A 25,387-nucleotide genomic window follows, 5' to 3' on the forward strand; every position below is an offset into this window, starting at 1 on the left:
AGCTCCTCGCCGGCGACGTATCGCCTGGTCAGAAGAAATGGGTGAGCGGGCGGGGCCGTGAGCGGAAGACGGTCAGTGACGTGCTGCGATGTGGCCGGCCACGATGCGGCCGAACACGGTTCCCTTGCCCAGGGAGGTCCCCGTCATGTAGGCCGCGCCGTGGAAACCGCCGGTGACCTCGCCGATGGCGTAGAGCCCGTCGATCACGTTCCCGTCGACGTCGAGGACCTCCGCCCGCGGAGTGATGGTCAGCCCGCAGTAGGTCGTCGTCATGAGGGTCTTGGCGGGGTAGGCGAAGAAGGGGGGCTCGTCGATCCGGCGCAGGTCGCCCTGCCCGTTGCACAGCCGGGTCCGACCGACGACGTCGGCGCGTTCCCCGTCGACGGCGGCGTTGTAGGCGTCGATCGACGCCACCAGCCCCGCGCCGTCGATCCCGGCCTCCTCGGCCAGCGCCGGCAGGGTCTCCGCCCGGTGGACGTGGCCGATCTCCTCGAGCGTGTCGATGTCCTTGAGCGGGACGCCGCGACGCGACAGCGCCCGCACCCCGGCGTCGAACACCTGGAAGCCGAGCCCCTCGGGTTGCGCGAGCACCGCGCGGCCGAGGGTCTTGTAGTCCAGCGACTCGTCGACGAACCGACGGCCCTGCCGGTTGACGATCACCGCGCCGGAGTAGTAGGCGCTGAGGAGCTCGTGGACCCGGTCGCCCGTGTCCGGGTGCGAGCCGTAGGTGCCGGACACGAACGCCATGTCCGCCATCCCGGCACCCAGCCTCCACGCCATGAGCAGGCCGTCTCCGGTGTTCCCCGGGCCGCCGTGCGGGATGGCCCGCAGCTGCTCGGGAGCGAAAGTGCGCAACAGCCGGCTGCTCCGTGAGAAGCCCCCGGTCGCGAGCACCACCGCGCGCCTGCCGACGTAGCACCGCTCGCCCTGCCCGGTGGCGACGACGACCGCGCCGACGCGGCCGTCGGCGCCCCGCACGAGTCGTCGCGCCCGATGGTTCAGGCGGGTCGCACCGCCGAGCTCCCCGAAAACGGTGTGCAGGCGGGCGAGCACGGCACGGATGTCGGTGAGCACCCCACGCGGCACCGACATGCCCGCGCTGATCCCGAGCTCGCCGAAGCGGACGCCGAGGCCGGTCAACCACTCGTAGGCGTCGCGCTGATGGAGGAGGTAGGCCTCGACCAGCTCGCCGTCGTTGTGGTGCTGCCCGACCTCGAGCAGGTCGTCGCGGAACGCCCCGTGCGAGTCGTCGACCCCGGCAGCGGCCTGTTCGCCCGTTCCGGAGAAGGCGAACCAGCCACCGCTCATGGCGGACGACCCGCCGACCTCCTCGGTCTTCTCCAGCAGCACGACGGTCATCCCGGCCTGGACCGCCGAGGTCGCGGCGGTCAGGCCGGCGATTCCGGAACCGACGACCACGACATCGAACTCGTCAGCGAACACAACCACACCCCTTTGTGTGCAGAGAGCCGGTCCGGCCGCCGGTGTCGTCGACGATGCCGTGCCGCGACCAATCATCAGTACACTGACGGAAAATTAGCCGTTCCTCCGGGGAGTGTCAACAGAGCGGGGAGCCCTCGCCGTGACCCGGCGAGCACCGGCCGCCCCCGCCAGGCCGCACGATCACCTGGTTGACAGCTGGCAGGACGCCCGACTAGATTATTAATCAGTGTACTGATTAACTGCTGGATCCATCGCCACGGCATCGTCGTCACACCCCGCCGCGGCAGCGGATGCACCGCCCGCCGGAGCCGAACCGCGGCAGCCGCCGGGTCCGTGGCCCCGGCACACGTTCCCACACCGCGCGGCGTCACGGTCGGAGTCGATCGGCGCCGGGCCGGCGCGACATCGAGGAGGATGTTGGCAGTGATCGACACCCAGTTCGAGGGCCGTGTCGCCCTCGTCACCGGGGCCGGGAGCGGGGTGGGTCATGATCAGGCGACCCGCCTGGCGCGCCTCGGCGCGAACGTCGTGCTGAACGACGTCCGGACCACACACGGCCGCAGACCGGAGGAGTGCACGGCCGGCGAGGTCGCCTCGGCCCTCGTCATGGAAGGGCTGACGGCCGTCGCCGACACCGGTGACATCGGCGACGAGGACTACGCCGTCGGCCTCGTCGAGCGGACGGTCGATCGGTTCGGCCGTATCGACATCCTCATCAACAACGCCGGTATCGTCGGTCGGGGCACCTCGCACGACACCGGCACCGGCCACCTGCGGGACGTGTTCGCGGTCAACTTCCTGGGCGCCTTCTGGACACAGCGCACCGCGCTGGGGCACATGCGCGAGCGGGACTACGGGCGGATCGTGAACACCTCGTCGGCCGCCGCGGCGTTCGGCGGTCCCGGCGTCTTCCCCTACATGGCGAGCAAGGCCGCCATGCTGGCCATGAGCAGGTCCGCCGCGCTGGACAACCGCGATCGCGACATCCGCGTCAACACCCTGTGCCCGGTCGCCCGGACGATGATCGATCCCGACTACTTCGACTCCCGGCCGCACGTCGACCAGGACAGCGTCCACCCGAAGTGGGTCACCCCCGTCGCGCTGTACCTGGCCAGCAGCGCCTGCGCCCTCAACGGTCAGACGCTGAGCGCCGGCGCCGGCGTCTGGGCCCGGGTCTTCACCGCCAAGACCCGCGGGGTGACGCCGACCGGACCGGACCTCGCCGACGTCGTCGACGCCTTCGACGCCATCTACGACGCCGGGGACTTCCGGATCCTCTCCTCCATCCAGGAGCAGTACGACTCCTGAGCCCACGACCGGACCCGACACCACCGACCCCAGGAGATTGCGGATGAACGCCACCACCACCGAGCTCGACCGGGCATCGATCGCCGATCGGCTGGCGACGCTCGAGGCCGAGCGCGACTGCAAGGAGCTGCTCGCGCGCTACGGGCTCTACGCGGACCACGGGCTCTACGCCGAGTGGGTCGACCTGTTCACCGACGACGGCATCATGGACTTCACCTTCTTCGACGACTCCGACTACTTCGACGAGAAGATGCGGCCGCGCACCACCGACCCGACGACGCTGGACCTGCCGCTGCGCAACGTCCGCTTCGTCGGCCGGACCCAGCTTCAGGACTGCATCCGGGCGGATCGGCACGAGCGGTTCGCGGGCAAGGCCCAGCACCACATGGACGGCCAGCCGTCGGTCTTCGTCCAGCACGACGAGGACCACGCCGTGATCATCAGCAACTCGATCGTCTACTGCCGGTCGGTCGGCAGCACCGCGCCGTCGATCCAGTACCAGAACCACTGCGTGAACCGGTGGTCGTTCCGCCGGGTCGACGGCCACTGGCGCATCGCGGAGAACGTCCGGCGCGTGATGGGCAGCGGCGACGTCGCCGACATCCTGAGCTCGCTGCCTCCGCTGCCGGGTTCCTCCGCCACCGCTTGAGCCACCGACGACACCGCGCCCGGGCCGGCCGGGCGCCCCGACCGACACGAGAAGGAGCCGTCGCGTGCAGGACAACGACACCACTCCCAGCTGGGGCCCGATCATCGAGTACCCCGAGTTCCCGACCTCGGACTGCTACCCCTGCGAGGCCGAGTTCGATCTCATGGGCAACATCTGGACCGCCCAGATGAACGGCAACAAGATGGCCCGGATCAACCCGGACACGCTCGAGATCACCGAGGTCCCGCTGCCGAACAAGACGGCCGCACCGGGGCCGATGGAGCGGGGTCCGGACGGCAACATCTGGTACGGCCAGGTCCACGGCAACGCCATCGGTCGCATCGACACGAAGACCCTGGAGATCACCAACTTCCACTTCCCGTGGGACGGCCTGTTCGACGTCGGCCCCGAGGGCAAGGGGGTGCACACCTTCGGCATCTCCGTGCCGTTCGACATGACCTTCGGCAGGGACGGGCATCTCTGGTTCGTGATGGCCGGGACGAACGCCATCGGCCGGCTCGACATGAACGACTTCACCTTCACGAAGTGGGACCTCGAGACCCCGCGGTCGGGACTGTTCTGCATGCAGCCGGGTCCGGGTGACACGGTCGCGTTCAGCACCGTCAACAGCAACGAGATCGGCTTGATGAACGTCTTCACCGAGGAGCTCACGCTCTACCAGGTGCCGACGCCGCGGGCGATGGTCGGCGGCCTCACCCGGTCCCCCGACGGGAAGATCCTCTGGTTCACCGAGGGTGTCGGCCAGAAGATCGGGACGCTCGACCCGGAGACCGGGAAGATCGAGGAGTTCGAGCTGGGCGGCGGACCGGACCTCGATCCCGGAACGCTGCGGTTCGGCAGCGACGGCATGATCTATTTCGTGAGCGGGATGTACCGCAACGGCGACCGGGTCGGCCGCTTCGACCCCGTCACGAAGACGGCGACCTACCTCAGGACCCCGACGCCCGACTCGGCGCCGTGCGACCTGACCGCCGAGATGCCCGGCCGCATCGTCTTCGGGATGTTCAAGGCGAACCGGCTCGCCTACTTCGACATCCCCACGTCGCCCCAGGGCTGACACGACGGCGAGGGGGAGCCGGCCGCGCGCCGGCTCCCCCTCGCCTCCGTCCGGCTCAAGACCGGCGGCCCGGGCCGTGGGGTCAGCGCGCGGGCACCGCGCGAACCGGAAGCTCCCGCGGCCCGAACACGAAGGAATCGAGCTTGAACACGACCTCGTCGGGGCGGACGCTCCGCACGCGGTTCGGCATGTTCAGCATGACCTCGAAGGCGACCCGGAGCTCGCCCCGGGCGAACTGCTGACCGAGACACTGGTGGATGCCGTAACCGAACGCGACGTGGGACGACGCGTTCTGCCGGCGGATGTCGAAACGTCCGGCGTCGGCGAACTGGTGCGGATCGTGGTTCGCCGACTGGACCGCCGCGATGAGCGGACTGCCCTCCGGGATGACCGTCCCACCCAGCTCGATCTCGTCGACCGCGACCCGCAGCACCTGGTACTGGACGATGCTCGTGTAGCGCAGGAGCTCTTCGATCGCCCCCGGGATCAGTCCCGGGTCGGCGCTCAGCTCGGCGACCAGCTCGTCGTGATCGAAGATCAGGAGCTGGCTCAGTGCCAGTGCGTTGGTCGACGTCTCGTGGCCCGCGATCAGCATGAGGTGCACCAACGACACCACCTCGTCGAGCTCCACCCCGGCCGTCCCGGCCGCGACCACGAGCTTGCTGATCACGTCGTCGCCGGTGCTCCCCACCCGCGACCTGACGACGCTCTCCACGTAGTCCCGCAGCTCGTCCTCCGCCGAGGTCACCGCTTCCCCGGCCACCGAATGGCTCGTCGTGATCGCGGTGCGTTCCTCGAAGAAGTCGTGCCGTTCGTCGTACGGAATACCGAGGCTGAGGCAGATGAGTTCCGAGGGAACGGCGAGTGCGAAGTCGCGGACGAACTCCGCATCGCCGTCCTTGGCGAGCATCTCCTGATACCGCCTGGTGATGACGGCCTCCATCTGCGGCCGGAGCTTCGCGACGCGGGACACGGTGAAATGCCCGGCGAGGAGCCGGCGGATCGTCGCGTGCTGTGGTGGATCCATGTGGAGCAGCGATCGCTGACGGAGGACGCCGTGCGACTCGCTGAGGACCGGGAACCCCGAGTTCCTGCGGTCGACGCTCACCCGATCGTCGCTCAGCAGCTTCCGGAGATCGTCGTAGCGGTTGACCAGGTACGCCTCCTGGCCACTCCTCAGCCGAACCCTGGTGACGGGGTTCGCGTCCCGCAGCACGGCGTACTCGGCCGGCGGCAACAGCGAGTTCCCGCGGAAGAAGGGGAATTCCATGAGTGAGGTCATGCCTTGACGAACCCTTCTACGGCGTGGCAGGTCACCACGATGCGTGCAGATTGCTGAACTCGCGCCCGACCGTCCATCTCACGGAGACGGAGTCGGGATCGGTCAGGCGCACCCCCGGCATCCGGGTGAGGACCTCCTCGAGGACGATGCGCATCTCCAGGCGGGCGAGCGGGGCACCGACGCAGCGATGCACGCCGGCGCCGAAGGCGAGGTGCTTCTGCACGTTGGTCCGATCGAGCCGGAAATCCTCTGGAGACTCGAACACGGCGTCGTCCCGGTTGGCGGCCCCGAAGAGGAGCATCACCCGGTCGCCTTCGGACATGTCGACCCCGCGCATCGTCGCGGTCCCGGCGAGGGTCCGGGCCAGCCCCAGCAGGGGCGCCTCCAGCCTCAACGCCTCCTCCACGGCGATCTCCGCCCGGGACGGGTCGGCTACGAGCTGGTCACGGACGCGGGTGTCCTTCAGTACCTGGTAGAGCATCCCGCCGATACCACCGACGGTCGTCTCGTGACCGGCTCCGAGGATGAGGAACGCCAGGCCGACGGCGTCCTCGTGCGGAACGGGACTCCCGTCGATCGTGAGCTGCGCGATGTCGGTCAGCATGTCCGCCCGAGGTGCGGTGCGCCGATCACCGATGTGTGCCGACAGGTAGTCCGCGATCTCCCGGTAGACCGGGGCGGCGGCTTCCGAGTCGCCGACCTGGGCATGGGCGATCAGCGTGGTCTCCCGTTCGCGGAACCACTCCCAGTCCTGCTCGGGAAGGCCGAGCACGAGCGCGATGACGGTGGGCGGGACCGGCGCCGCCAGAATCGCGCCGAGGTCGCCCTCACCATCGGCGAGGACCCGGTCGATGCAGTCCGCGACGATCGTCCGGACCTGGTCTTCCAAGCCCTGCACCCGTTTCGCCGAGAACCACCCCTGCATCGGCTTGCGGTACTTCCGATGCTCGGGATCGTCCTGTTCGATGCAGATGACGGGCGGCTGGGGGATGGCCGGGATGTTGATCGGCCCGGCACTGCTGAAGACCTCGGGTGCCAGGCACGCCTCGTGTACGTCGCTGTGGGTGGACAGGACCCAGAAGCCGCCGAAGTCGGTGCTCCTGGCCACCGGGCACGTCGAGCGGAGTGTATCGAAATAGGCGCCGGGGTCTTTTGCGACCTCGGGTTCGACGAGACGGAATCGTCGTCCCGGAAAGGGCGTCCCGGCAGCTTCGGTCATCATGGATCCTCTCCGACGAGGGCATGGTTCCATCGACAAATGCCGAGATCGTCTCGCGACCTCAATGCGGGATGTCGACTGTCAGCTGATCAAATGTTCAGTGTGCTGACTGTTTGTGACAGTAACTCCGGTAATGCTTTCTGTCAATGCTGTCACACCGATCGGGCCGCCCCATTCATCGGCGTGCGGGTGGACGTGCGCCGGAGCTCCGACTAGCGACGCGGCGTCATGGCGGCCACGGGTCCGGCCACCGGCCGCATGGTCCAGCTCGCGACCAGCCCGAGTACCACGACCGCGACGAACAGCACGGCGGCCGCGTACCGATTCCCGGCGAGATCTGCGCTGTAGGACGACAGGAACGGGCCGAAGCCGGCCCCGATGGATGATCCGATTCCGAAGCCCAGCGCGGATCCCGTGTAGCGGACGCGGGTCGGGAACAGCGCGGTGAAGGCGCCGAACGCGGGGATGAACGTGCATCCGGCGACGCAGTAGAACACCACGTACACCAGCACCGAGGCGGCGACCGGCAGGCCGGGGTCGGAGATCGTGTACATGGTCGGGACGACCACGCAGGCGCTGGCCGCGAACAGCACGACCTGCAGCCGGAAGCGGCCGAACCGGTCGACCAGCCGTCCCGTCACGAGCTGGCAGGGCATCAGGCAGAACGAGGCGACCGCGGCGATCCGGGCCGCCTCGCCGGGGCTCCTCCCCGCGGTCGACTGCATGTCGAGGGTGAGGTAGGAGACCGCGAACAACCCGACGAACATGACCGATGCCGACAGCACGACCACCTGCAGCAGGGCCGCGCGATGATGCGCCAGCACCTCACGGACCGGCGATCCCGTCGTGACGTCCTGCCGCTCGGCGAGCTTCTCGAACTCCGGGGAGTCCGACAGCCGGGTCCGCAGCACCAGGACCAGGACGGTCAGCGGGAGCGACAGCAGGAGCGGGACGCGCCATCCCCACTCCCCCATGGCCTGGTCCGCGATGAGCAGGGTGACGACCCCGACCACTCCGGGCGCCAGCGCTCCGCCGAGCGAGTTGCCGAAGGGGACGATGGCGCTCAGCACACCGTGGTTGCGTCCCGTCCCGTGCTCGGTCACGTAGGTCGCGGCACCCATGAGCTCACCGCCGACCGAGAACCCCTGGACGATCCGCAGCAGGACCAGCAGGACGGGCGCCCACACACCGATCGACTCGTAGGTGGGCAGCGCCCCCATCAGGAACGTGGCGCTCCCCATCATCGTGATGGTCACGACGAGCGCGAACCGCCGTCCCCGCCGGTCGCCGAGCCGGCCGAAGAACAGTCCGCCGAGCGGTCGCGCGAGGTAGCCCGCGCCCAGCGCGAGCAGGCCGGCGAGGATGCCCACGGTCCGGTTCTCGGCCGGGAAGAACAGCGGCGCGATGAAGACGACCAGGTAGGCGTAGACGGCGAAGTCGTACCCCTCGATGGCGGTGCCGAGCAGTCCGGCAGTGCCGGCCTTGCGCACCGACTGGCGTCGGGGTCCGGCATGTTCGTCGGGAGTGGACAGCATCGGCCGCTCCGTCCTCTCTGATCGGGTGTCTAGGGCGTGTCCTGTAATTCGGTGGTGCGGGTCCAGAGCACGATCGCGGCGATGACGAGCCCGGCCCGGTAGTAGGCAGCGCGTTTGACATAGCGGGTGGCGAGGTCCCGGAACTGCTTGAGCCGGTTGAAGCAGCGTTCGACGACGTTGCGGTCGGCGTAGAGGCCGGGATCGAACGAGGGTGGACGCCCACCACGACTGCCTCGGGACTGGCGGTGTTTCACCTGGTCGGCGCGCTGCGGGCTGGTGAAAGCGATCCCGCGCTCGCGCAGCGCTCGCCGTGTCGATGGGTGGGAGTAGGCCTTGTCGGCCAAGACCCGGTCCGGGCGCTTACGCGGCCGGCCGGGGCCGTCGCGGTGGACGTGGACCTGGTCGAGCAGCGGGAGCAGTTGCGGGTTGTCCCCGGCCTGGCCCGGAGTGCAGATGATCGACATCGGCAGACCGCGACCGTCGACGGCGAGGTGGATCTTGCTGGTCAGTCCGCCGCGGGAGCGTCCGAGGGCTTCGCCGTCGACGGCGAGGGCTTCGACCCAGGCGGTGGCGCAGCCCCCTTTTTCCGGGCCCCGGCGGAGTGTTGATGGGCCCGGACGTTGCTGGAGTCGATGCTGAAGGTCCACTCCACCGCGCCGATGGAGTCGTCTTTGACCACGACCTGGTCCAGGACGGTCTCCCAGGTGCCGTCCGCGGTCCAGATCCGCAGCCGTTCGTGCGCGGTCTTCCAGGGCCCGTAGCGCTCGGGCAGGTCCCGCCACGGAGCACCGGTGCGCAGCTTCCACAGGATCGCGTTGATCACCTGTCGGTGATCACGCCACTGCCGCCCCCGACCGCCGTTGGCCGGGAGCAGCGGCTCGATCTGCGCCCAGGCCCTGTCGGTCAACTCGCCTCTGCCGACCACCTGAAGATCATCCCGGCCCGAGCCTTAGATCATTTGCAGGACACGCCCTAGCGGGCGGTCCAGGTGTCGCGGCCGTTGAGCAGGGCCTGCAGGTCCGCGTCCGGGCGGGCGTCGGTCGCCGCCTGGACCTGGGCGCAGGCCGCGTCGTCGTAGGTGGTCCGCGGTGCGTTGCGGAAGATTCCGGTGACGGTGTGGTTGAGGTCCTGGTCCGAGAGCCGGGACAGCGCGAAGGCGAGCTCGTGGTCGGTCTCGTCGTGGGTGACGATCTGCGACTCGTCGACCGAGGAGGACTCGACGACGGCGAGCCCGAATCCCTTCTGGACGACGACCCGGTGCTCGAGTCCCGGGGTGCCCGGGATCGCCGCGAACCGGATGACAACGCGGTCGCGCTGGACCACTGCCGGCCTCACGCGAGTCGGAACGCGTCACGCGCGTCCGGGTTGGTGTCGATCCACACGACCTTGGAGCGTGTGTACTCCTTCATCACTTCCAGACCGTTCTCGCTGCCGAGCCCGCTGTCCTTCCAGCCCCCGAACGGCGCGGCGGCGGACACCCGGCGGTAGCAGTTGACCCACACGGTGCCCGCCTCCAGCGCGTCGACCATCCGCCGGGTGCGCCCGAGATCGGTGGTCCAGACGGCGGCGGCGAGGCCGTAGGGCGTGTCGTTGGCCATCGCGATCGCGTCGTCCTCGGAGTCGAACGGCATGAGGCCCGCGACCGGACCGAAGATCTCCTCCGTCGCGATCTCCATCGTGGGCCGGACGTCGGCGAAGACGGTGGGGGCGACGTGGAACCCGGTCGACGTCGGCGCGGTCGCCGGCCGGTCCCCGCCGGTGACCAGCCGCGCCCCCTCGGCGACGGCGGTCCGGATCCGTCCCAGCACCGACTCGTACTGCCGGGACCAGGTCAGGGCCCCCATCTCGGACTCCCAGTCGAACGGGTCCCCGAACCGCACCGCCTGCGCCCGCGCGGTGAGCCGGTCGAGGACCTCGTCGTGGACGGAGCGGTGGACGAGGACGCGCGATCCCGCGGTACACATCTGCCCGCCGGCGGCGAAACAGCCCGAGACGACGCCGTTGACCGCGAGGTCGATGTCGGCGTCCGGAAAGATGATGTTCGGCGACTTTCCGCCGAGCTCCAGCGAGACCCTGGTCAGGTTGTCGGCGGCGGCGTGCATGACGCTGCGCCCGGTCGCCGTCGACCCGGTGAACGCGACCTTGTCGACCCCCGGGTGGGCGGCGAGTGCCGCTCCCGCATCGCGCCCCCCCGGGACGACGTTGACGACCCCCGGTGGGACTCCCGCCTCCGCCAGCAGCGTCGCGAACTCCAGCGTCGACACCGGGGCGACCTCGGACGGCTTGATGACGACGGTGTTCCCGGCCGCCAGCGCCGGGCACAGCTTCCAGAGCATCAGCAGGATCGGTGAGTTCCACGGAGTGATGGCCGCGACCACTCCCACCGGCTCGGGCACGCTGTAGGTGAAGGTGTCCCGCATGGGAACCGGGATCGTGCTGCCGCGGTGGCTCTCGGCGACACCGGCGTAGTAGTAGCACCACGAGCTGAACGCGCGGGCGAGCCCGACCGCCTCGCGGACGACCTTCCCGGTGTCCAGCATCTCGTGGACCGCCAGCCGCTCGACCACGTCCGGCCGGGCCAGCACGTCCCCGAGCCGGCGCAGCACCGCCGCGCGCTCGGCGGCCCCGGTCCGCCGCCATCCACCGTCGAAGGCCCGCCGGGCGGCCGCGACGGCGACGTCGACGTCCACGGCCCGGCCCCGTGCCACCTCGGCCCACGGGCGTCCCGTGGTGGGGTCGACCGAGTGAAAGGTCCCGCCGTCCCGCGCGTCGACCCATACCCCGTCGATGAACAGCCCGTAGGACGCGAGGCCGTCGTACGGGTTGCGCAGCGTCGGCCGCTCGAGCGTGCCGGTCATGACCGTTGCCTCTCCATCGTGTGCTGCGGGTCGATCGCGACCACGCGCGCCTGCACCGCCGCGCCGATCTCCTCCCCGCTGAGCCCGAGTCCGCGCAGGACGTCGTGTGTGTGCTCGCCCACCCGGGGCACGTCACCGATCCGGTGCCCGTTGTCCGCGACCGGGGTGCGGGGCAACGGGGTGCCGGACGACGTCGTCCCCCACACCTGCAGCGCGTCGAGCTGGACGTCGGTCGCGAGGTCCTCGATCGGCCGGACGACCGAGGCCGGCACCGTCGCGGCCACGAGCCGATCGAGAAGGGTGTCGGCGGGGACCGCCGTGGTGGCGGCCTCGATACCGGCGATCAGCTCTGCCCGGTGTGCCAGGCGGGCCTCGTTCGTGGCGAACCGGACGTCGTCGGTCAGCTCCGGCACGCCGAGTGCCCGCGCCGCCCGCCGCCACATGGCGTCGCTGTTGACACCGATCATGACCATCCGGTCCGCGGCCCGGACCGCCTGGTAGGGGGCGAAGTTGTGCTGGGCCGTCCCGAGCCGACGGGGTGCGACGCCCGCCGACCTGGCCGACACCAGATGGTGCATGAGGAAACCGATCGCCGTCCCGAGCATCGTCGTCTCGACGCGACGGCCCCGACCGTCGCGTTCCCGCTGGAGGAGCGCGGCCACCACGGCGAGCGCGGCCCAGGTTCCGGTGCCGACGTCGACCACCGCGCCCCCGACCCGGGCCGGATCACCGTCGGGGTGTCCGGTCAGGTCCATGAGGCCGGAGTAGGCCTGGACGACGGCGTCGAAGCCGGGCACCCCACCCATCGGGCCGACGTCGCCGAAGGCGTTGACACTGCAGTACACGAGACGGTCGTTCACCGCGCGGAGGTCGTCCCAGCCGAGGCCGAGCGCCGCCGCCTTCCCCGGCCGCATGCTCTCGACGAACACGTCGGCCCCGCCCACGAGCCGCCGGATCAGGCGCAGCCCCTCCGGACTCTTGGCGTCGACCACGACGGACTGCTTGGTCCGGTTGAACGCCGAGAACACCGCGGAGAAGCCGTCCGGATCCTGCGGGTGCCACTCCCTCGAGATGTCACCACCCGGCGGTTCGATCTTGATGACCCGCGCGCCGAGGTCGGCCAGCACGAGCGTCGCCGAAGGCCCGGCGATGTTCACCGTGAGGTCGACGACGGTGATCCCGTCGAGTGGTCGTTCCGCCCCCGTGCGGTCGCCCATCGCGCGCTCAGCCCGTCGTGGAGCGGGTGAACGTGCCGGGCGAGCGCGTGCCGATCACGTCGGCCGGCCACTGCCGCGCGGGCCACTTGACCTTCCCGCCCGACGTCGTGGCCGGGTAGCCGTAGTCCTGCCCGATCGGGACGTCGATGACGTACACCGTGCCGGAGGCGACGCCGCGCTTCACCGCGTCGTCGAGCTGCCCGGCGTCCTCGACCCGTTCGCCGTCGGCGCCGTAGGCGCGGGCCAGGGCGACGAAGTCCGGGTTGTTGAGCGCCGTCCAGGACGGCTGGCCGTACAGGTTGGTCATGAACCCCTTGTTCGCGCCCAGCGCCGAGTCGTTGAAGACCACGACGGTGACCGGGATGTTCTCTCGCAGCGCGAAGGCGATCTCGTTGTGCGCGTAACCGAATCCACCGTCACCGACGCCCACCACGACCTGGGACTGCGGCCGGGCCAGCTTGACCCCGAGCGCCATCGGGAAGCCGGCGCCGAGGACGCCGGCGCCCGCCGTGGTCACCAGCCGCCGGGACCGTTCCGCCGCCGCCCCCTGGAACACCCAGCCCGTGTTGTTCCCGGCGTCGGACACGATGTAGTCCGTCGGATCCAACGCGGACTCGATGGCCGAGACCACGCGCCACGGGCTGATCGGGCTGTCCTCGACCAGCGCCCGCTCGCGCGTGCCGGCCACCCACTTCTCCTTGGCCTCCCGGACAGCGGCGAAGTGGGCACGGTCCCGGTACGGGGTCGGGACGAACCCGGGGTCCTGCCCGACCGCCTCGACGAGCTGCCGCAGTACCGTCCGCGCATCGGCGACCACTCCGATCTCGGGGTAGTAGAAGTTGCCCAGCTGCGCGGGGTCGGTGTCGACGTGGATCAGGCGTCCCGGCATGTCGGCGGTGTAGGACTGGGCGTACCCCCATTCCGAGAGGCGGGAGCCGACGGCCAGCACGACGTCGGCGTCGGCGATCCAGTCGTTCGCGCAACGCCAGCCGATCGGACCGCTCGTACCGAGCGCCAGGGGATGGGATTCGGGGAGGATCCCCTGGGAGGTGAAGGTCGTGGTGACCGGGATGCCGAGCAGTTCGGCGAGCCGCGCGACCTCCTCGTCCGCACCGGACCAGACCGCGCCGCCTCCGACGATCATGACCGGGCGGCGCGCCCCGACGAGCAGGCGTGCCGCCGCGCGGATCTGCTCGGGATCCGCCCCGGACCGGTTGACCGGCGCGGACCAGCCCGTCGGGACGGTCGTCTCGGCGGTGTCGACCGTGAGGTCGAACGGGATGTCCACGAAGGTCGGGCCGGCGGGTGCGCCGTGCGCACGGTGGGCGGCCCGGCTGATCGTCTCCGGCAGCTTGTCCGGGCGTTCCACCCTGGTCGAGTAGCGGGTCATCGGCGTCAAAACGTCGACGTTGGGCATCTCCTGCATCGACTCGCGTCCCTGGAAGGAGCCGTCGACGTTGAATCCCAGGTGCACCGACGGGATCCGGGAGAACATCCCCTCGTAGAGGGCTGCCGGGATCAGCAGCGTCCCGCAGGTGTGCCAGAGACCGGCGGCGGCTGCACGGCCCTTCACGATGTTGTAGCCGTTGATCACGTGCGCGCCGCCGAGCTCGGTGGCGGGGTACATGGTCCGCATCCCCGGCCGCTCCCGGGTGGCATCGGCCAGTTCCTGTGTGGTGTGTCCGATGTAGCCGATCAGCAGGTCGGTACCCACTGCTTCCAGGGTGTCCAGGATTGCGTCGGCGCCGCGCATGAGCGTCATGGGCCCGTCCCTTTCGATCCGGTGATCGCGCCGCGACCGGTCGGGACGACCGGGACCGGGCGATCGGAGAGTGGTGTTCGTGGTGAGGGCGCCGGTCAGTGCCCCTGCCAGACCGGTTCGCGCCGCTCGGTGAACGCCGCGATGCCCTCGGCGGCGTCATCGGTGAACTTGAGCATCCGCAGCATGGTTTCCTCCAACCGCAGACCGGAGGTCCGGTCGAGGTCACGGGCTCGCACGGCCAGCTCCTTGCAGGCCTGCACCGCCAGTGGCGGCAGCGACGCCAGCCGGCGCGCGTAGCCCTGCGCCGTGGCAATCAGGTCGTCCCCGGAGACGACCCGGTTGAGCAGTCCCCACCGCAGTGCGGTGTCCGCGTCGATCGGCTCCCCCAGGAGCAGCATCTCCATGGCGATGGGGTACGGCAGCTGTTCCAGCACGCGTTGCGTGCCCCCGTTCGCCGGGAGCAGACCGCGCTTGACCTCGCTCAGTGCAAAGGTCGCGTGCGCCGAGGCCACCCGGATGTCGGTGGCCAGCAGCAAGGTGACCCCACCGCCCATGCAGTACCCGTTGACCGCGGCCACGACGGGCTTGTTGACCTCGAGTCCCTTGTTGAGCAGTTGATCCTTCTGGGTCATCCAGAACTGCGAGAGGTCGCCCGGCGATCCGACGAACGACTTCAGGTCGGCACCGGCGGTGAACGACCTGTTCCCGGCACCGGTCACGACCGCGGCCCGGATGTCGACGTCGTCGCGGATCCGGACCCACGCCTCGGACAGCGCCTGGTAGGTGGGGCCGTCCATCGCGTTCAGCCGCTCCGGGCGGTTGATCGTCACGGTCGCGACACCGTCGTCGATGTCGAACAGGATGCTCACTCAGATCCTCTCCTTCGTCTCGTGGTCCGCACCCGGGATCGCGGAGCGACGGGCGGCCACGACCGCACGGGCCATGGCGACCAGCGGTCCGTCGACCATGCGGCCGCCGACCGTGACCACCCCCGACGTCGACGCGCCGACCGCGCCGAGCAGCTCCTCCGCCCGGGCCAGCTCATCGTCGGTCGGCCGGTAGGCGCGGCGGATGACCGGCGTGTGGCTGGGATGGATCGCCACCTTGGCCGCGAAGCCCATCGCGACGGCGTCGTCGCACTCGGCCTCGAGTCCGGCACGATCGGGTATGTCGAGGTACACGCCGTCCCAGGCGACGACCCGGGCGGCGGCGGCGGCGACGAGGATGCGGGCGCGCGCGTAGCTCACGTGGGGCAGGTACCGGCCGGTGGCGTCGCGGCTGCTGCGCCCCCCGATGTCGGCGGTGAGGTCCTCCCCGCCCCACATCAGTGCGACGCAGCCACCGGCCGCCGCGATGGCGGGCGCGTTCTCGACCCCGCGTGCCGTCTCACACAACGCGATCACCGATGCCGGATCGAACTGCTCGACGTCGGCGGGGTACTCGGCCTTCGGCAGCATGACGAACCGGACGCCCACGGACCGCACGAGCTCCAGATCGGCCCGTCCCTCCGCGGTGTGCGGCGCGTTGACCCGGACGACGGCACGTTCCGCGGGCAGTGTCCCGAATCCCGCACGGAGCGCCTCGCGAGCGACCTGTTTGCGGTCGGGGCGCACGGCGTCCTCCAGGTCGAGGATGACGGCGTCCGCCACCTCGAACGCCTTCGCGAAGCGGTCCGGACGATCTGCGGGGCAGAACAGGACGGCAGGACCGGCCGGCGGGCCGGCCGTATCGTCACCCGTGCGGTTCATGATCTGGATCCGTCCTCGGTCCGCATGTGTGTCTCCTCGGGACGGGTGTCGGCACCCGTCCGATATGGATCAGTGACGTCCGGTCGGGCAGGCGACGGCACCGTCCGCGGTCACCCGGACCGTCAGCTCGCCGCCGAGGCCCGCGACGTCGACCCGGATCGTGTCGCCGGGCCCGACCGGGCCGACCCCGGCCGGGGTCCCCGAGGTGATGACGTCGCCGGGCTCCAGCGTCGTGATGGACGAGGCGTAGGCGACCAGCTCCGCGAACCCCCAGATGAGGCTCGCGGTGGACGCCTTCTGGCGGAGCTCCTCGCCTACCCGGCAGCTGAAGTCCAGGTCGTCGACGTTCCCGATCTCGTCGAGGGTGACGATCCAGGGCCCGAGCGGGGTGAAGGTCTCGAACGACTTCCGCGTCGACCTGTCCTCGCGACCCCGCATCGTCATGTCCAGCAACGCGGTGTAGCCGAACACGTGGTCGAGAGCCTCGGCCGTCGTGACGTGCCGTGCGCGTCGTCCGATCACGACCGCGACTTCTCCCTCCTGGTCGAAGCGGCGGTCGGTGTAGGGCAGCCGGACCTCGCCGCCGCTCCCGACGAGCGAGGAGGGTGCCTTCAGGAACAGCCCGAGGCCGGAGACCTGGACGGCCTCGTCCATCTCCCGCTGGTGGTCGACGTAGTTCACCGGTGCTCCGAACACCTTGCTCGGGTCCGGGACCGGCGGCAGGAGCGCGACGTCCCGCAGCGGGACCGGGTCCCCGAGCTCCAGCTCGGCCGCGGATCGGAGGTGCGGGTGGGTCGTGATCAGCCGGCGCGCGGCGCTGTGCTCACCGGCTCGTGCGGGGCCGAACCCGGCCACCTCGTGGACGTGCCCGTCCTGGACGACACCGACCCGGCCGTCGTCGAAGCTCGCCAGACGCATGGAGGTACTCCTCCCCTTCGCAGATGGACGTGGTGCGCAGATGGACGTGGGGACGGGTGCGTGGTGCGCCCCGGCGGGATGCGGCAGGCGCACCGTCAGAGCGACTCCTCGCGGTGCAGGCCCAGCGCCCGCATCACCGGCTCGTCGGAGTAGCTGAAGAGCACGGCGTCGTCGTCCGCGGCGCCGTTGTGGTGCTGATAGGACGCCCAGCCCGGGACGACGAAGACGTCGTGTGGATGCCACTCGAGCAACCGGTCGCCCACCTGCGTCGAGCCGTGACCGCGGACGACGTGGTAGATCGTGCTCGGCGTGTGTCGCCGGGGCCGCCCGGCGAAGCCGGGCTTCAACCGGTGGACCCGGCACCCGATCGTCGGGAGGACGGCACCGCCGGTGAGCGGATTGGTGTACTCGAGGGCGACGCCGTCGTGCTCGCACCCGTCGACGTCGTCGCCGATGGCGGCGAGCGCACGCTCGGTCTCGGCCCACGGATAGTTGCCGACCGGGGTGTTCGGCGAATCCCGGCGCAGCCACGTCGGGTTCAGGCGTCCGTGGATGTACTGCCGGGTCGAGATGTCGTCCGGTGACTCCGACTTCTGGAACTCGTCGGCGTAGATGTCGTGGAAGCCGGCTTCCAGCTTGTTGATCAGCGGATAGTCGAGCCCGTCGAGCCACATCATCGGGTCGTCGCCGGGGTGGAAGTGGTCGTGCCACTGCATACCGGGCGTCATGAGCAGGTCACCGGGGTTCATGTGCACCCGCTCCCCCGCCACCGTCGTGTAGACGCCCGAACCCTCGATGACGAACCGGAAGGCGTTCGAGGTGTGCCGGTGCGCGGGCGCCTGCTCCCCGGGGAGCAGGATCTGGATCCCCGCGTACAAGGTGTTGACCGTCGCCGGCGGCTCCTGCAGCCCCGGGTTGACGAGCATGAGGACGCGACGCTGCGCGTCCTCGATGGGGAGGTGCTCCGCGAAGTACATCGCATGGTCGCGCAGCGCGCCGTAACTCCACACGGTCGGAACCGCCATCGATTTCGGCTCCGGCCTGAACAGATCTCCGAGATAGCGCCAGAGAGGCGCTGCCCCCAGATCACTGAGCCCCCCGTACGCCTGGTCGTCGTTCTCGATCGCCATTGGTCGACTTCCCGTCATCAGATTCGCCCGCGTCACCCGTCCGGCACGTACAGCCAGTCGACAGGCTCGTAGTCGGTGTCGCTCCGGCGCCGCAGGAAATAGTTGCGCATCGCTGCGAGCGCGCCGTCGGCGTGCAGAATCTCACCGAAGGCGCGGGCCTTGGTCTGTACCACTGCGGCGCGCGGATACCGCTGCCGTTCGTAGTCCTTCAACGCCGGCCCGATGTCGGCCGCGCCGGCGAGGCTCGATCCGAGCGCTCGTGAGTCCTCCAGGGCCTGACAGGCCCCTTGGGCGAGATACTGCAGCATCGGGTGGGCCGCGTCGCCGAGCAACGCGATGCGCCCGCTCGCCCAGCCGGGCGTCGGCGGCCGGTCGTACATCTCCCACCGCCGCGACGTGTCCATCAGCTCGATGCTCCGACGCACCTGCCACGTCGCGCACCGGAACCTCTCCTCGAACTCCGCCGGGGTACCCCACTCACCGGCGCCGGGGTCGGCCGTGAACACGTCACTGCGGAACACCGCGACCTGGTTGCAGAGTCGCCCGCCGCGCACCGGGTACTGCACGAGGTGGATGCCGGGCCCGATCCAGATGACCATGTCGGTCAGCTCGGACCCGCCCGTGGACGCCTTGACGTCCTCCGCCGGAACGGTGCCCCGGTACGCGACGTAACCGGTCGCGACCGGGGGCCCGTCCTCGATGAGCTGCTGCCGCACGGTGGAGGCGATGCCGTCCGCGCCGATCGCGGCCGAGCCGGAGTAGCGCGCTCCACCGTCACAGTGGACCACCACGCCGTCCGCATCCTGGGTCACCTCGGACACCGTCACGCCCGGGACCAGCGTGACCCCGTCCTCCGCCGCACAGGCCTCCAGCAACGCCCGGTGCACATCGACCCGGTGGGCCACCAGGTACGGGTAGCCGTACCTGTCGGTGAACCCCTCGCCGGTCCGCAGCGCGGTGATCTCGTCACCCTCGACGATGTCCCGCAGGACCAGACGCTCCGGACGGAACGCGGTCCCGCTCACCGCATCCAGAACCCCGAGTTCGTCGAGAACACGACTGGCGTTCGGCGCCAATTGCAGCCCCGCTCCCACCTCACCGAACTCCGGCGCCCTTTCCAGGACGACGACGTTGCCGACACCCCGACGAACGATCTGTAACGCCGCCGCAAGTCCGCCGATTCCTCCGCCGATGACGACGAAATCAGCCGAGCAAGGACTCTTCCACACGAGAACCTCCTTACTCAGTGTACTGATTAATATTAGGGCCGACTGCCCTCCGGGTCAATACATCATCATGTTCCCGCCGCCGCTTCCGGCGGTGAGCCGATCAGGCCGGAGCGGGAACCGGATCGGAGCCGATCACGTCGCACGGGTGCTCCGCGGCCCATGTCGGGAGCGCGACCCCGGCCTCCACGACCCACTCGGCGCCGCAGCCGGAGCAGCGCGCGTGCTCCGGCGTCATGCGAGTGGGATGACACCGGACGACCTCGATGCGCGGAGCGAAGCCGCCGGGCAGCCGCTCCCCCGTGAACTCGGCCCCCTCGGCGCGGAACGCGTGTGGCACCACGACCACGATGCGCACCGGCTGCTCCCCCAGCACGCGCACCGCGTGCCCGGTGCCCGGGTAGGTCGTCACCGCGTCCCCCGGCGCCAGGGCGACCTCCTCCCCCGTCGAGAAGGTCATCACACAGCTGCCCTGGACGACGATGTAGACCTCCTCCGCGTCCCGGCCGGTCGGCGCATCCCGGTGGATGTGCATTCCGATCGCGTCACCTCGGTCGTGCGGCGGGAGCTCGAGCAGCGTCATGGCCATCTCGCCGGCGCCGCGGTCGAACGCGGACGCGACAGCGATCTCGACCTCGGCCCCGTGCGCGCGGACCGCGCGCATCGCCGCCCCGTCGAACGAGTACCGACGCCACCCGCGCTCGTACTGCTGATCCATCGGACTCCTCCCACAGAACCGGCCGCGCCATCGGAGCTTGACGTCGATCCGCATCCGACCGTAGCGTTCATCAGTGTACTGAGCAATAACCGAACGGCGACCACGCCGTCGAGCCGGACTCCGACGACTACGGACGTGATCATGAGACGAGCGGGACGACGCGGCCGGATCGCCGTCCTCGGCGCATCGGCGGCGGGGCTGGCCGCCGCCGAGACGCTGCGCACGCAGGGGTTCGACGACGAGCTGGTGATCGTGGGCGCGGAGCCGCACCTTCCGTACAAGCGGCCACCGCTGTCCAAGCAGGTGCTCGACGGCCGGTGGGCCGCCGACCGTGCGTTCCTGCGCACGGCCGCCGAGATCGAGGAACTGGACGCGTCCTGGAGCCTCGGGGTCCGGGCCGTCGGGCTCGACCCGGCCGCTCGCCGGGTGACGCTCTCCGACCGGTCCGTCGTCGAGTACGACGGGCTGGTGATCGCCACGGGTGTATCACCCCGCCGCCTCGCGCACGGTCACGACCTGGCCGGGGTGCAGGTGCTGCGCACCCTCGAGGACGCACAGGCGGTCGGCCGGGAGCTGGTCGCCGGACGCCGGCTGGTCATCGTCGGCGCCGGCTTCCTGGGCTGCGAGGTGGCCGCGGTCGCGCGCCGGTCCGATGTGCACGTCACGCTGGTCGACCCGTTGCCGGCCCCCATGATCCGCCAGCTGGGATCCGACATCGCCCGGCACGTCGCCGCACTGCACACGTCGCACGGCACGGAGGTCCGGACCGGCGTCGGGGTGCGGGCGCTGACCGGTGTGGACGGTCGGGTCACGACCGTCGAGCTGACCGACGGCTCGGTGCTGGCCGCCGATGCGGTCCTCGTCGCGATCGGTTCGACCCCCAATGTGGGGTGGCTCGCCGGCAGCGGTCTCTCGCTCACCGACGGCGTCGACTGCGACGCCCGGTGCCGGGCCGGGACCGACATCGTCGCCGCGGGTGACGTCGCCAGCTGGGAGCACCCGGGTTTCGGCAGGAGGATGCGTGTGGAGCACCAGACCAACGCACTCGAGCAGGGCGCCGCGGCGGCCCGCTCGCTGCTCGGCACCGAGGCGGAGGACTTCGCACCGGTGCCCTTCTTCTGGAGCGACCAGTACGACGTCAAACTGCAGGTCTACGGCGCACCACACGAGAGCGCGACGAAGAGGATCGTCCGGGGCGACCCGGCGGAGGGCCGGTTCGCGGCGACCTACCAGCACGACGGCCGGCTCGTCGCGGTCCTGACCTGGAACATGCCGCGTGAGGCCCTGGGGCTGCGCGAGCAGCTCGTCGCCGAGATGGAGGGCCGCGGAGCGGCCGCCCGCTGAGCGGCGCCGCTCAGCCGCCCGCCACCGACCTCGCGGGTACGACGCGGTGCCGGTCGGCCGGCGTCTCGGGCACGTGCGCCGGGCGGAGCGCCGCGAACTCCTTGCGGAGGGTGGGCACGACCTCGGCGCCGAGGATGTCCAGCTGCTCCAGGACCGTCGTGAGCGGGACACCCGCGTGGTCCACGAGGAACAACTGGCGCTGGTAGTCGCCTACGTACTCACGGAACCCGAGCGTCCGGTCGATCACCTCCTGCGGCGAGCCGACCGTGAGCGGGGTCGCCCCCATGAACTGTTCGAGGCTGTATCTCTTGCTGTACATCGGCGCGTTGTCGAAGTACGGGAGGAACTCCCGGACCGCGTCCTGGCTGCGGGAGCGCACGAAGACCTGTCCGCCGAGACCGACGATCCCCTGGTCGGCCGCGCCGTGGCCGAAGTGCTCGAAGCGTTCCCGGTAGGTCTGCACCAGTCGTGCCGTGTGGAACGCCGGCCAGAAGACGTGATGGGCGAAGAAGCCGTTGCCGTAGAAGGCGGCCTGTTCGGCGACCTCCGAGCTGCGGACCGCGCCGTGCCACACGAAGGGTGGGACACCGCCGAGCGGGCGCGGAGTGGAGGTGAAGTTCTGCAGCGGCGTCCGGAAACGTCCCTCCCAGTCCACCGCCTCCTCCCGCCACAGCCGGTGGAGCAGGGCGTAGTTCTCGATCGCCAGCTCGACGCCGTCGCGGGCGTCCTTGCCGAACCACGGGTACACGGGTCCGGTGTTGCCCCGGCCGAGTACGAGGTCCACCCTTCCCTCGGCGAGATGCTGGAGCTGGGCGTAGTCCTCCGCGATGCGCACCGGGTCGGTGGTGGTGATCAGTGTCGTGGCGGTCGAGAGGATGATCCGCTCGGTCTGCGCCGCGATGTAGGCCAGCGTGGTCGTCGGCGACGATGCGGCGTACGGCGGATTGTGGTGCTGACCGAGCGCCACGACGTCCAGACCGACCTCCTCGGCCTTCCGGGCGATCGCGACGGTCGCTCTGATCCTCTCGTGCTCGGTCGGCGTGGAGCCCGTCACGGGGTCCGCCGTCAGGTCGCCGACACTGAAGATCCCGATCTGCATCATCGCTCCTCGGTCCGCCCAGGCCGGCACCGGCGACCCGCGCCTGCGGGCGCAAGACCACCGGCGACGTCGGGTCCGTTCAGTCCTCGGCTCCGGTACCGGGAACGGGGGCGCCGACCAGCGCCGAGATGTTACCGAAGACGTCCTCGCCACGACCCATGGCGGCGTGCGCCGCCGGGATCTCGTCGAAGGCGACGACCCGTCCGAGCGCCGGGTCGATCCGGCCCGCCAGCACGAGGTCGTTGTACGCGCGGGCCTGGTCGTCGTTGGTCCCGTGCGAGCCCTGCAGCCGCTTCTGCCGTGTCCAGTGGTAGCGGAGATCGACCATTGCGTCGTAGCCCGACGTGCCGGCACAGATCACCACCATCCCGCCCGGCTCGCACACGAAGATGCTCGTCGGGATCGTGGCGGCGCCGGGGTGCTCGAAGACGAGTGCAGGATCCTGGCGGCGGCCGACGACGTCCCAGATCCTCTTCCCGAACCGACGGGCCTCCGCGGTCCACTCCTTCTGGCCCGCGACGTCCTCGACGAGCGGTGGCACACCCCAGTGCCCGAAGTCGCGCCGGTTGATCCAGCCGGCGGCCCCGAACTTCTCGGCGTAGGCCCCCCGCTCCGGTTCGGAGACGACAGCGACCGGCACGGCGCCGGCGAGCCGGGCGATCTGGATGGCCTGCGTCCCCAGCCCGCCCGAGCCGCCCCACACCAGCACCACGTCGCCCTCGGCAACGGTGTTGCCGGCCCACCCGTGCAGCATCCGGTACGCGGTGGTGCCCACCAGCGTCGGTGCCGCCGCCTGCTCCCAGGTCAGGTGCGCTGCCTTGGGCATCACCTGGTGGGCCTGGACCCGGGTGAACTGGCCGAACGACCCGTAGTTGGTGTCGTAGCCGTAGATGCGCGCCGAGGGGGCGATCATCGGGTCCTTCCCGCGGGCGATCCACTCGTCGTCGGCGGACCACCACCCGGGGTGGGTGACGACCTCGTCGCCGACCGCGATGCCGTCCACCTCGTCGCCGACGGCGTACACGATCCCGGCCGCGTCCGAACCGCCGACGTGGAAGTCCTCGACCTCGCCCCGGCGTGCGCGGACCGCGATCTGGTCCACCGGGTATCCGCGCGCGGCCCAGACGTTGTTGTAGTTGATGCCGGCGGCCATGACCGCGATCAGCACCTCGTCGCGGCCGATGTCCGGGGTGGGCACCACCTCCGGACGGAAGGCGGTCGCGGGGTCGCCGTAGCGGTCGGGCCGGACCACCTGCGCGTGCATGTGCGCCGGGACCACGCCCAGCGGGGGCAGTTCTCCGAGAGGTGTCACCTCCGCACCGGGGGTGACCACGGTGCGATGTTCGTTCGGTCGGGAATCGGCCACGTCGAAGTCCTTGTCCGTCGAAGAAGAGAGGGGAGGGGCCCGGCGCGCGTCAGCCGGCGGTGTTCGCGGCAGCCGCGGCGCGCAGAAAGCCGTAGTAGGAGTCGGCACCGACGTGTTCGACGAGGATGACCCGCTCCGCGATGAGCCACCGGCCGTCGACCAGCACGAAGGTGTCCTCGTACGTTCCACTGTGGTCGTAACCGGCATCGGTGACCACGACGTAGTAGGTGACGCCCTCGGCGCGAGCGGCGTCGGTCATCGTGATGCGCGTGCTGGTCAGGTGGTGGCGGGACACCGTCATGTCCGGTTTCCCCTCGGCGCCGGCGCTGTCCGAGCGCAGGGTCCGTGCCGCACGGACCCGGTACCGGGACATAATGGCGTCACGTCCGTCGTACCGGCCGTCGCCGACCCCGGGGACCCGCAGGACGGCGTCGTCGGCCCAGATGCGGTCCATCCGGTCCCACTCGGCCCGATCGTTGCTGATCGTGTACTCGCTGATGAGGTCGAGGATCTCCTGGCGCGCCCGGATCTCGTGGTCGTCCATGATGGCTCCGTCGAGTCGGCGCCCTAGCGGGCGGTGGAGCCGAGGTCGACCCGGACCTCCGTTCCGGTGATGTAGTGGGAGTCGTGGCTCGCCAGGAAGACCACGGCGTTCGAGATGTCCTCGGGTTCCATCCACCTGTCGGGCAGCGCGTTCATGAAGATCGACCCGAGTTGGGCGGCGACCTCCGGCTTGTCGAGCTCTCCGGCGAACGGGTTCTGCTCGCCCTTCTGCCCGTTCCACTCGAATCCGGCCATCGGTGTCTTGACTCCACCGGGGAGGATCGCGTTCACCCGGATCCGGTGCGGTCCCAGCTCGTTGGCGAGGGTCTTGGTCAGTCCGACGATCGCGTGCTTGGAGCAGACGTAGGGAGCGAGGAAGGGCTGCCCCTTCACCCCGGCGACCGAACTGATCACGATGATCGACCCGCCCTCGCCCTGGTCGATCAGGTACGGGGAGACCACCTTCACGACCTTCCACACGCTGGTGAGGTTCACCGAGATGATCTCGTCCCAGTTCTCCTCGGTCACCTCCCAGGTGTAGGCGTAGCTGCAGATCCCGTGGTTGACCACCACGACGTCGAGCCTGCCCAGCTCCCGCGTGCCGTCCTCGACCAGCGAGGTGACGGCCGGGACGTCACGGGCGTCGATCTGGCGCCACACGATGCGTCGGCCCTGCTCCTCGACCAGCCGGACCGTCTCCTTCAGGTCCGCGAGGGTCGGCGGGTCGTAGGTCGTGCTCACGAACTCGCCGCACGAGTCGAACGCGATGATGTCGGCGCCCTCGCGAGCGAGGCGGACGGCGTGTGCACGCCCTTGTCCACGCGCGGCGCCGGTGACGAGTGCTACCTGACCATCGAGCCGAGCCACTCGGACCTCCAGGTGAAATCGATTCTTCAGTGCACTGAACTAGTGAGCGGGTGCCGGTGTCCACGTCGAGGAGCACC

Annotated in this window: 23 protein-coding genes; 4 read left to right on the forward strand and 19 right to left on the reverse strand. The window is 70.2% G+C overall.

What is annotated here, in order from left to right; genetic code table 11:
• Positions 1–72: 72 nt before the first annotated feature.
• Positions 73–1,449 (reverse strand): FAD-dependent oxidoreductase, encoded by a 1,377-nt coding sequence (locus WIS52_RS04555; protein WP_349296829.1) that lies wholly within the window; start codon positions 1,447–1,449, stop codon positions 73–75.
• Between the two features lie 417 nt (positions 1,450–1,866).
• Between WIS52_RS04555 and WIS52_RS04560 the strand changes: the two genes are divergently transcribed.
• The 3 genes from WIS52_RS04560 to WIS52_RS04570 all read left to right on the forward strand — a co-directional run bounded on the left by WIS52_RS04560 (position 1,867) and on the right by WIS52_RS04570 (position 4,478).
• Positions 1,867–2,751, forward strand: coding sequence for an SDR family NAD(P)-dependent oxidoreductase (locus WIS52_RS04560; protein ID WP_349296830.1), 885 nt, complete (start codon positions 1,867–1,869; stop codon positions 2,749–2,751).
• Positions 2,752–2,794: 43 nt separating this feature from the next.
• Positions 2,795–3,400 carry a nuclear transport factor 2 family protein gene (locus WIS52_RS04565; RefSeq protein ID WP_349296831.1) on the forward strand — a complete coding sequence of 202 codons (606 nt, stop codon included), beginning with the start codon at positions 2,795–2,797 and terminating at the stop codon, positions 3,398–3,400.
• 64 nt (positions 3,401–3,464) lie between these two features.
• Positions 3,465–4,478, forward strand: coding sequence for a virginiamycin B lyase family protein (locus tag WIS52_RS04570; RefSeq protein WP_349296832.1), 1,014 nt, complete (start codon positions 3,465–3,467; stop codon positions 4,476–4,478).
• Between the two features lie 82 nt (positions 4,479–4,560).
• Here WIS52_RS04570 and WIS52_RS04575 read toward each other — a convergent pair whose 3' ends face one another.
• The 14 genes from WIS52_RS04575 to WIS52_RS04640 all read right to left on the reverse strand — a co-directional run bounded on the left by WIS52_RS04575 (position 4,561) and on the right by WIS52_RS04640 (position 20,091).
• Positions 4,561–5,748, reverse strand: a complete 1,188-nt coding sequence (locus WIS52_RS04575) for a cytochrome P450 (RefSeq protein ID WP_349296833.1) — start codon at positions 5,746–5,748, stop codon at positions 4,561–4,563.
• Positions 5,749–5,791: 43 nt separating this feature from the next.
• On the reverse strand, positions 5,792–6,979 hold the full coding sequence (locus WIS52_RS04580; RefSeq protein ID WP_349296834.1) for a cytochrome P450: 1,188 nt from the start codon (positions 6,977–6,979) through the stop codon (positions 5,792–5,794).
• 212 nt (positions 6,980–7,191) lie between these two features.
• Positions 7,192–8,514, reverse strand: coding sequence for an MFS transporter (locus WIS52_RS04585; protein WP_349296835.1), 1,323 nt, complete (start codon positions 8,512–8,514; stop codon positions 7,192–7,194).
• Positions 8,515–8,543: 29 nt separating this feature from the next.
• Positions 8,544–9,439, reverse strand: a protein-coding gene (locus WIS52_RS04590) for an IS5 family transposase (protein ID WP_349296836.1) whose coding sequence is annotated in 2 segments (ribosomal slippage) — positions 8,544–9,064 and positions 9,064–9,439 — 897 coding nt in all. Because the reading frame shifts where the segments join, the coding sequence is not laid out codon by codon here.
• Between the two features lie 47 nt (positions 9,440–9,486).
• Positions 9,487–9,837: a hypothetical protein gene (locus tag WIS52_RS04595; protein ID WP_349296837.1), complete on the reverse strand. Its 351-nt coding sequence runs from the start codon at positions 9,835–9,837 to the stop codon at positions 9,487–9,489.
• Positions 9,838–9,845: 8 nt separating this feature from the next.
• Entirely contained in the window at positions 9,846–11,372 is a 1,527-nt protein-coding gene (locus WIS52_RS04600) for an aldehyde dehydrogenase family protein (protein WP_349296838.1), read from the reverse strand.
• The gene (locus tag WIS52_RS04605; protein ID WP_349296839.1) at positions 11,369–12,589 is read right to left on the reverse strand and encodes a CaiB/BaiF CoA transferase family protein; all 1,221 of its coding nucleotides are present in this window, start codon (positions 12,587–12,589) and stop codon (positions 11,369–11,371) included. Before WIS52_RS04605 ends, WIS52_RS04600 begins: the two co-directional genes overlap by 4 nt.
• Before the next feature lie 7 nt (positions 12,590–12,596).
• On the reverse strand, positions 12,597–14,351 hold the full coding sequence (locus tag WIS52_RS04610) for a thiamine pyrophosphate-binding protein (protein ID WP_349296840.1): 1,755 nt from the start codon (positions 14,349–14,351) through the stop codon (positions 12,597–12,599).
• A gap of 95 nt (positions 14,352–14,446) precedes the next feature.
• Positions 14,447–15,220, reverse strand: coding sequence for an enoyl-CoA hydratase/isomerase family protein (locus WIS52_RS04615; RefSeq protein WP_349296841.1), 774 nt, complete (start codon positions 15,218–15,220; stop codon positions 14,447–14,449).
• Positions 15,221–16,099, reverse strand: a complete 879-nt coding sequence (locus tag WIS52_RS04620) for an HpcH/HpaI aldolase/citrate lyase family protein (protein WP_349296842.1) — start codon at positions 16,097–16,099, stop codon at positions 15,221–15,223.
• A 69-nt stretch (positions 16,100–16,168) separates the two neighbouring features.
• Complete coding sequence (locus tag WIS52_RS04625) at positions 16,169–17,017, reverse strand: fumarylacetoacetate hydrolase family protein (RefSeq protein WP_349296843.1); 849 nt, start codon at positions 17,015–17,017, stop codon at positions 16,169–16,171.
• Positions 17,018–17,112: 95 nt separating this feature from the next.
• Entirely contained in the window at positions 17,113–18,042 is a 930-nt protein-coding gene (locus WIS52_RS04630) for a cupin domain-containing protein (protein ID WP_349296844.1), read from the reverse strand.
• 137 nt (positions 18,043–18,179) lie between these two features.
• Complete coding sequence (locus tag WIS52_RS04635; RefSeq protein ID WP_349296845.1) at positions 18,180–19,376, reverse strand: FAD-dependent monooxygenase; 1,197 nt, start codon at positions 19,374–19,376, stop codon at positions 18,180–18,182.
• A gap of 100 nt (positions 19,377–19,476) precedes the next feature.
• Positions 19,477–20,091 (reverse strand): cupin domain-containing protein, encoded by a 615-nt coding sequence (locus WIS52_RS04640; RefSeq protein WP_349296846.1) that lies wholly within the window; start codon positions 20,089–20,091, stop codon positions 19,477–19,479.
• A 141-nt stretch (positions 20,092–20,232) separates the two neighbouring features.
• Between WIS52_RS04640 and WIS52_RS04645 the strand changes: the two genes are divergently transcribed.
• Positions 20,233–21,435 carry an NAD(P)/FAD-dependent oxidoreductase gene (locus WIS52_RS04645; RefSeq protein ID WP_349296847.1) on the forward strand — a complete coding sequence of 401 codons (1,203 nt, stop codon included), beginning with the start codon at positions 20,233–20,235 and terminating at the stop codon, positions 21,433–21,435.
• A 10-nt stretch (positions 21,436–21,445) separates the two neighbouring features.
• Here the strand turns inward: WIS52_RS04645 and WIS52_RS04650 are convergent, their stop codons facing one another.
• The 4 genes from WIS52_RS04650 to WIS52_RS04665 all read right to left on the reverse strand — a co-directional run bounded on the left by WIS52_RS04650 (position 21,446) and on the right by WIS52_RS04665 (position 25,310).
• Entirely contained in the window at positions 21,446–22,534 is a 1,089-nt protein-coding gene (locus tag WIS52_RS04650) for a CE1758 family FMN-dependent luciferase-like monooxygenase (RefSeq protein WP_349296848.1), read from the reverse strand.
• A 79-nt stretch (positions 22,535–22,613) separates the two neighbouring features.
• Positions 22,614–23,846: a crotonyl-CoA carboxylase/reductase gene (gene ccrA, locus WIS52_RS04655; RefSeq protein WP_349296849.1), complete on the reverse strand. Its 1,233-nt coding sequence runs from the start codon at positions 23,844–23,846 to the stop codon at positions 22,614–22,616.
• Positions 23,847–23,949: 103 nt separating this feature from the next.
• Positions 23,950–24,444, reverse strand: a complete 495-nt coding sequence (locus WIS52_RS04660; RefSeq protein WP_349296850.1) for a nuclear transport factor 2 family protein — start codon at positions 24,442–24,444, stop codon at positions 23,950–23,952.
• 23 nt (positions 24,445–24,467) lie between these two features.
• Positions 24,468–25,310 (reverse strand): mycofactocin-coupled SDR family oxidoreductase, encoded by an 843-nt coding sequence (locus WIS52_RS04665; protein ID WP_349296851.1) that lies wholly within the window; start codon positions 25,308–25,310, stop codon positions 24,468–24,470.
• Positions 25,311–25,387 lie beyond the last annotated feature (77 nt).

Origin of the sequence: Pseudonocardia nematodicida, assembly GCF_040105385.1 — a bacterium.
Taxonomy (GTDB): Bacteria; Actinomycetota; Actinomycetes; order Mycobacteriales; family Pseudonocardiaceae; genus Pseudonocardia; species Pseudonocardia nematodicida.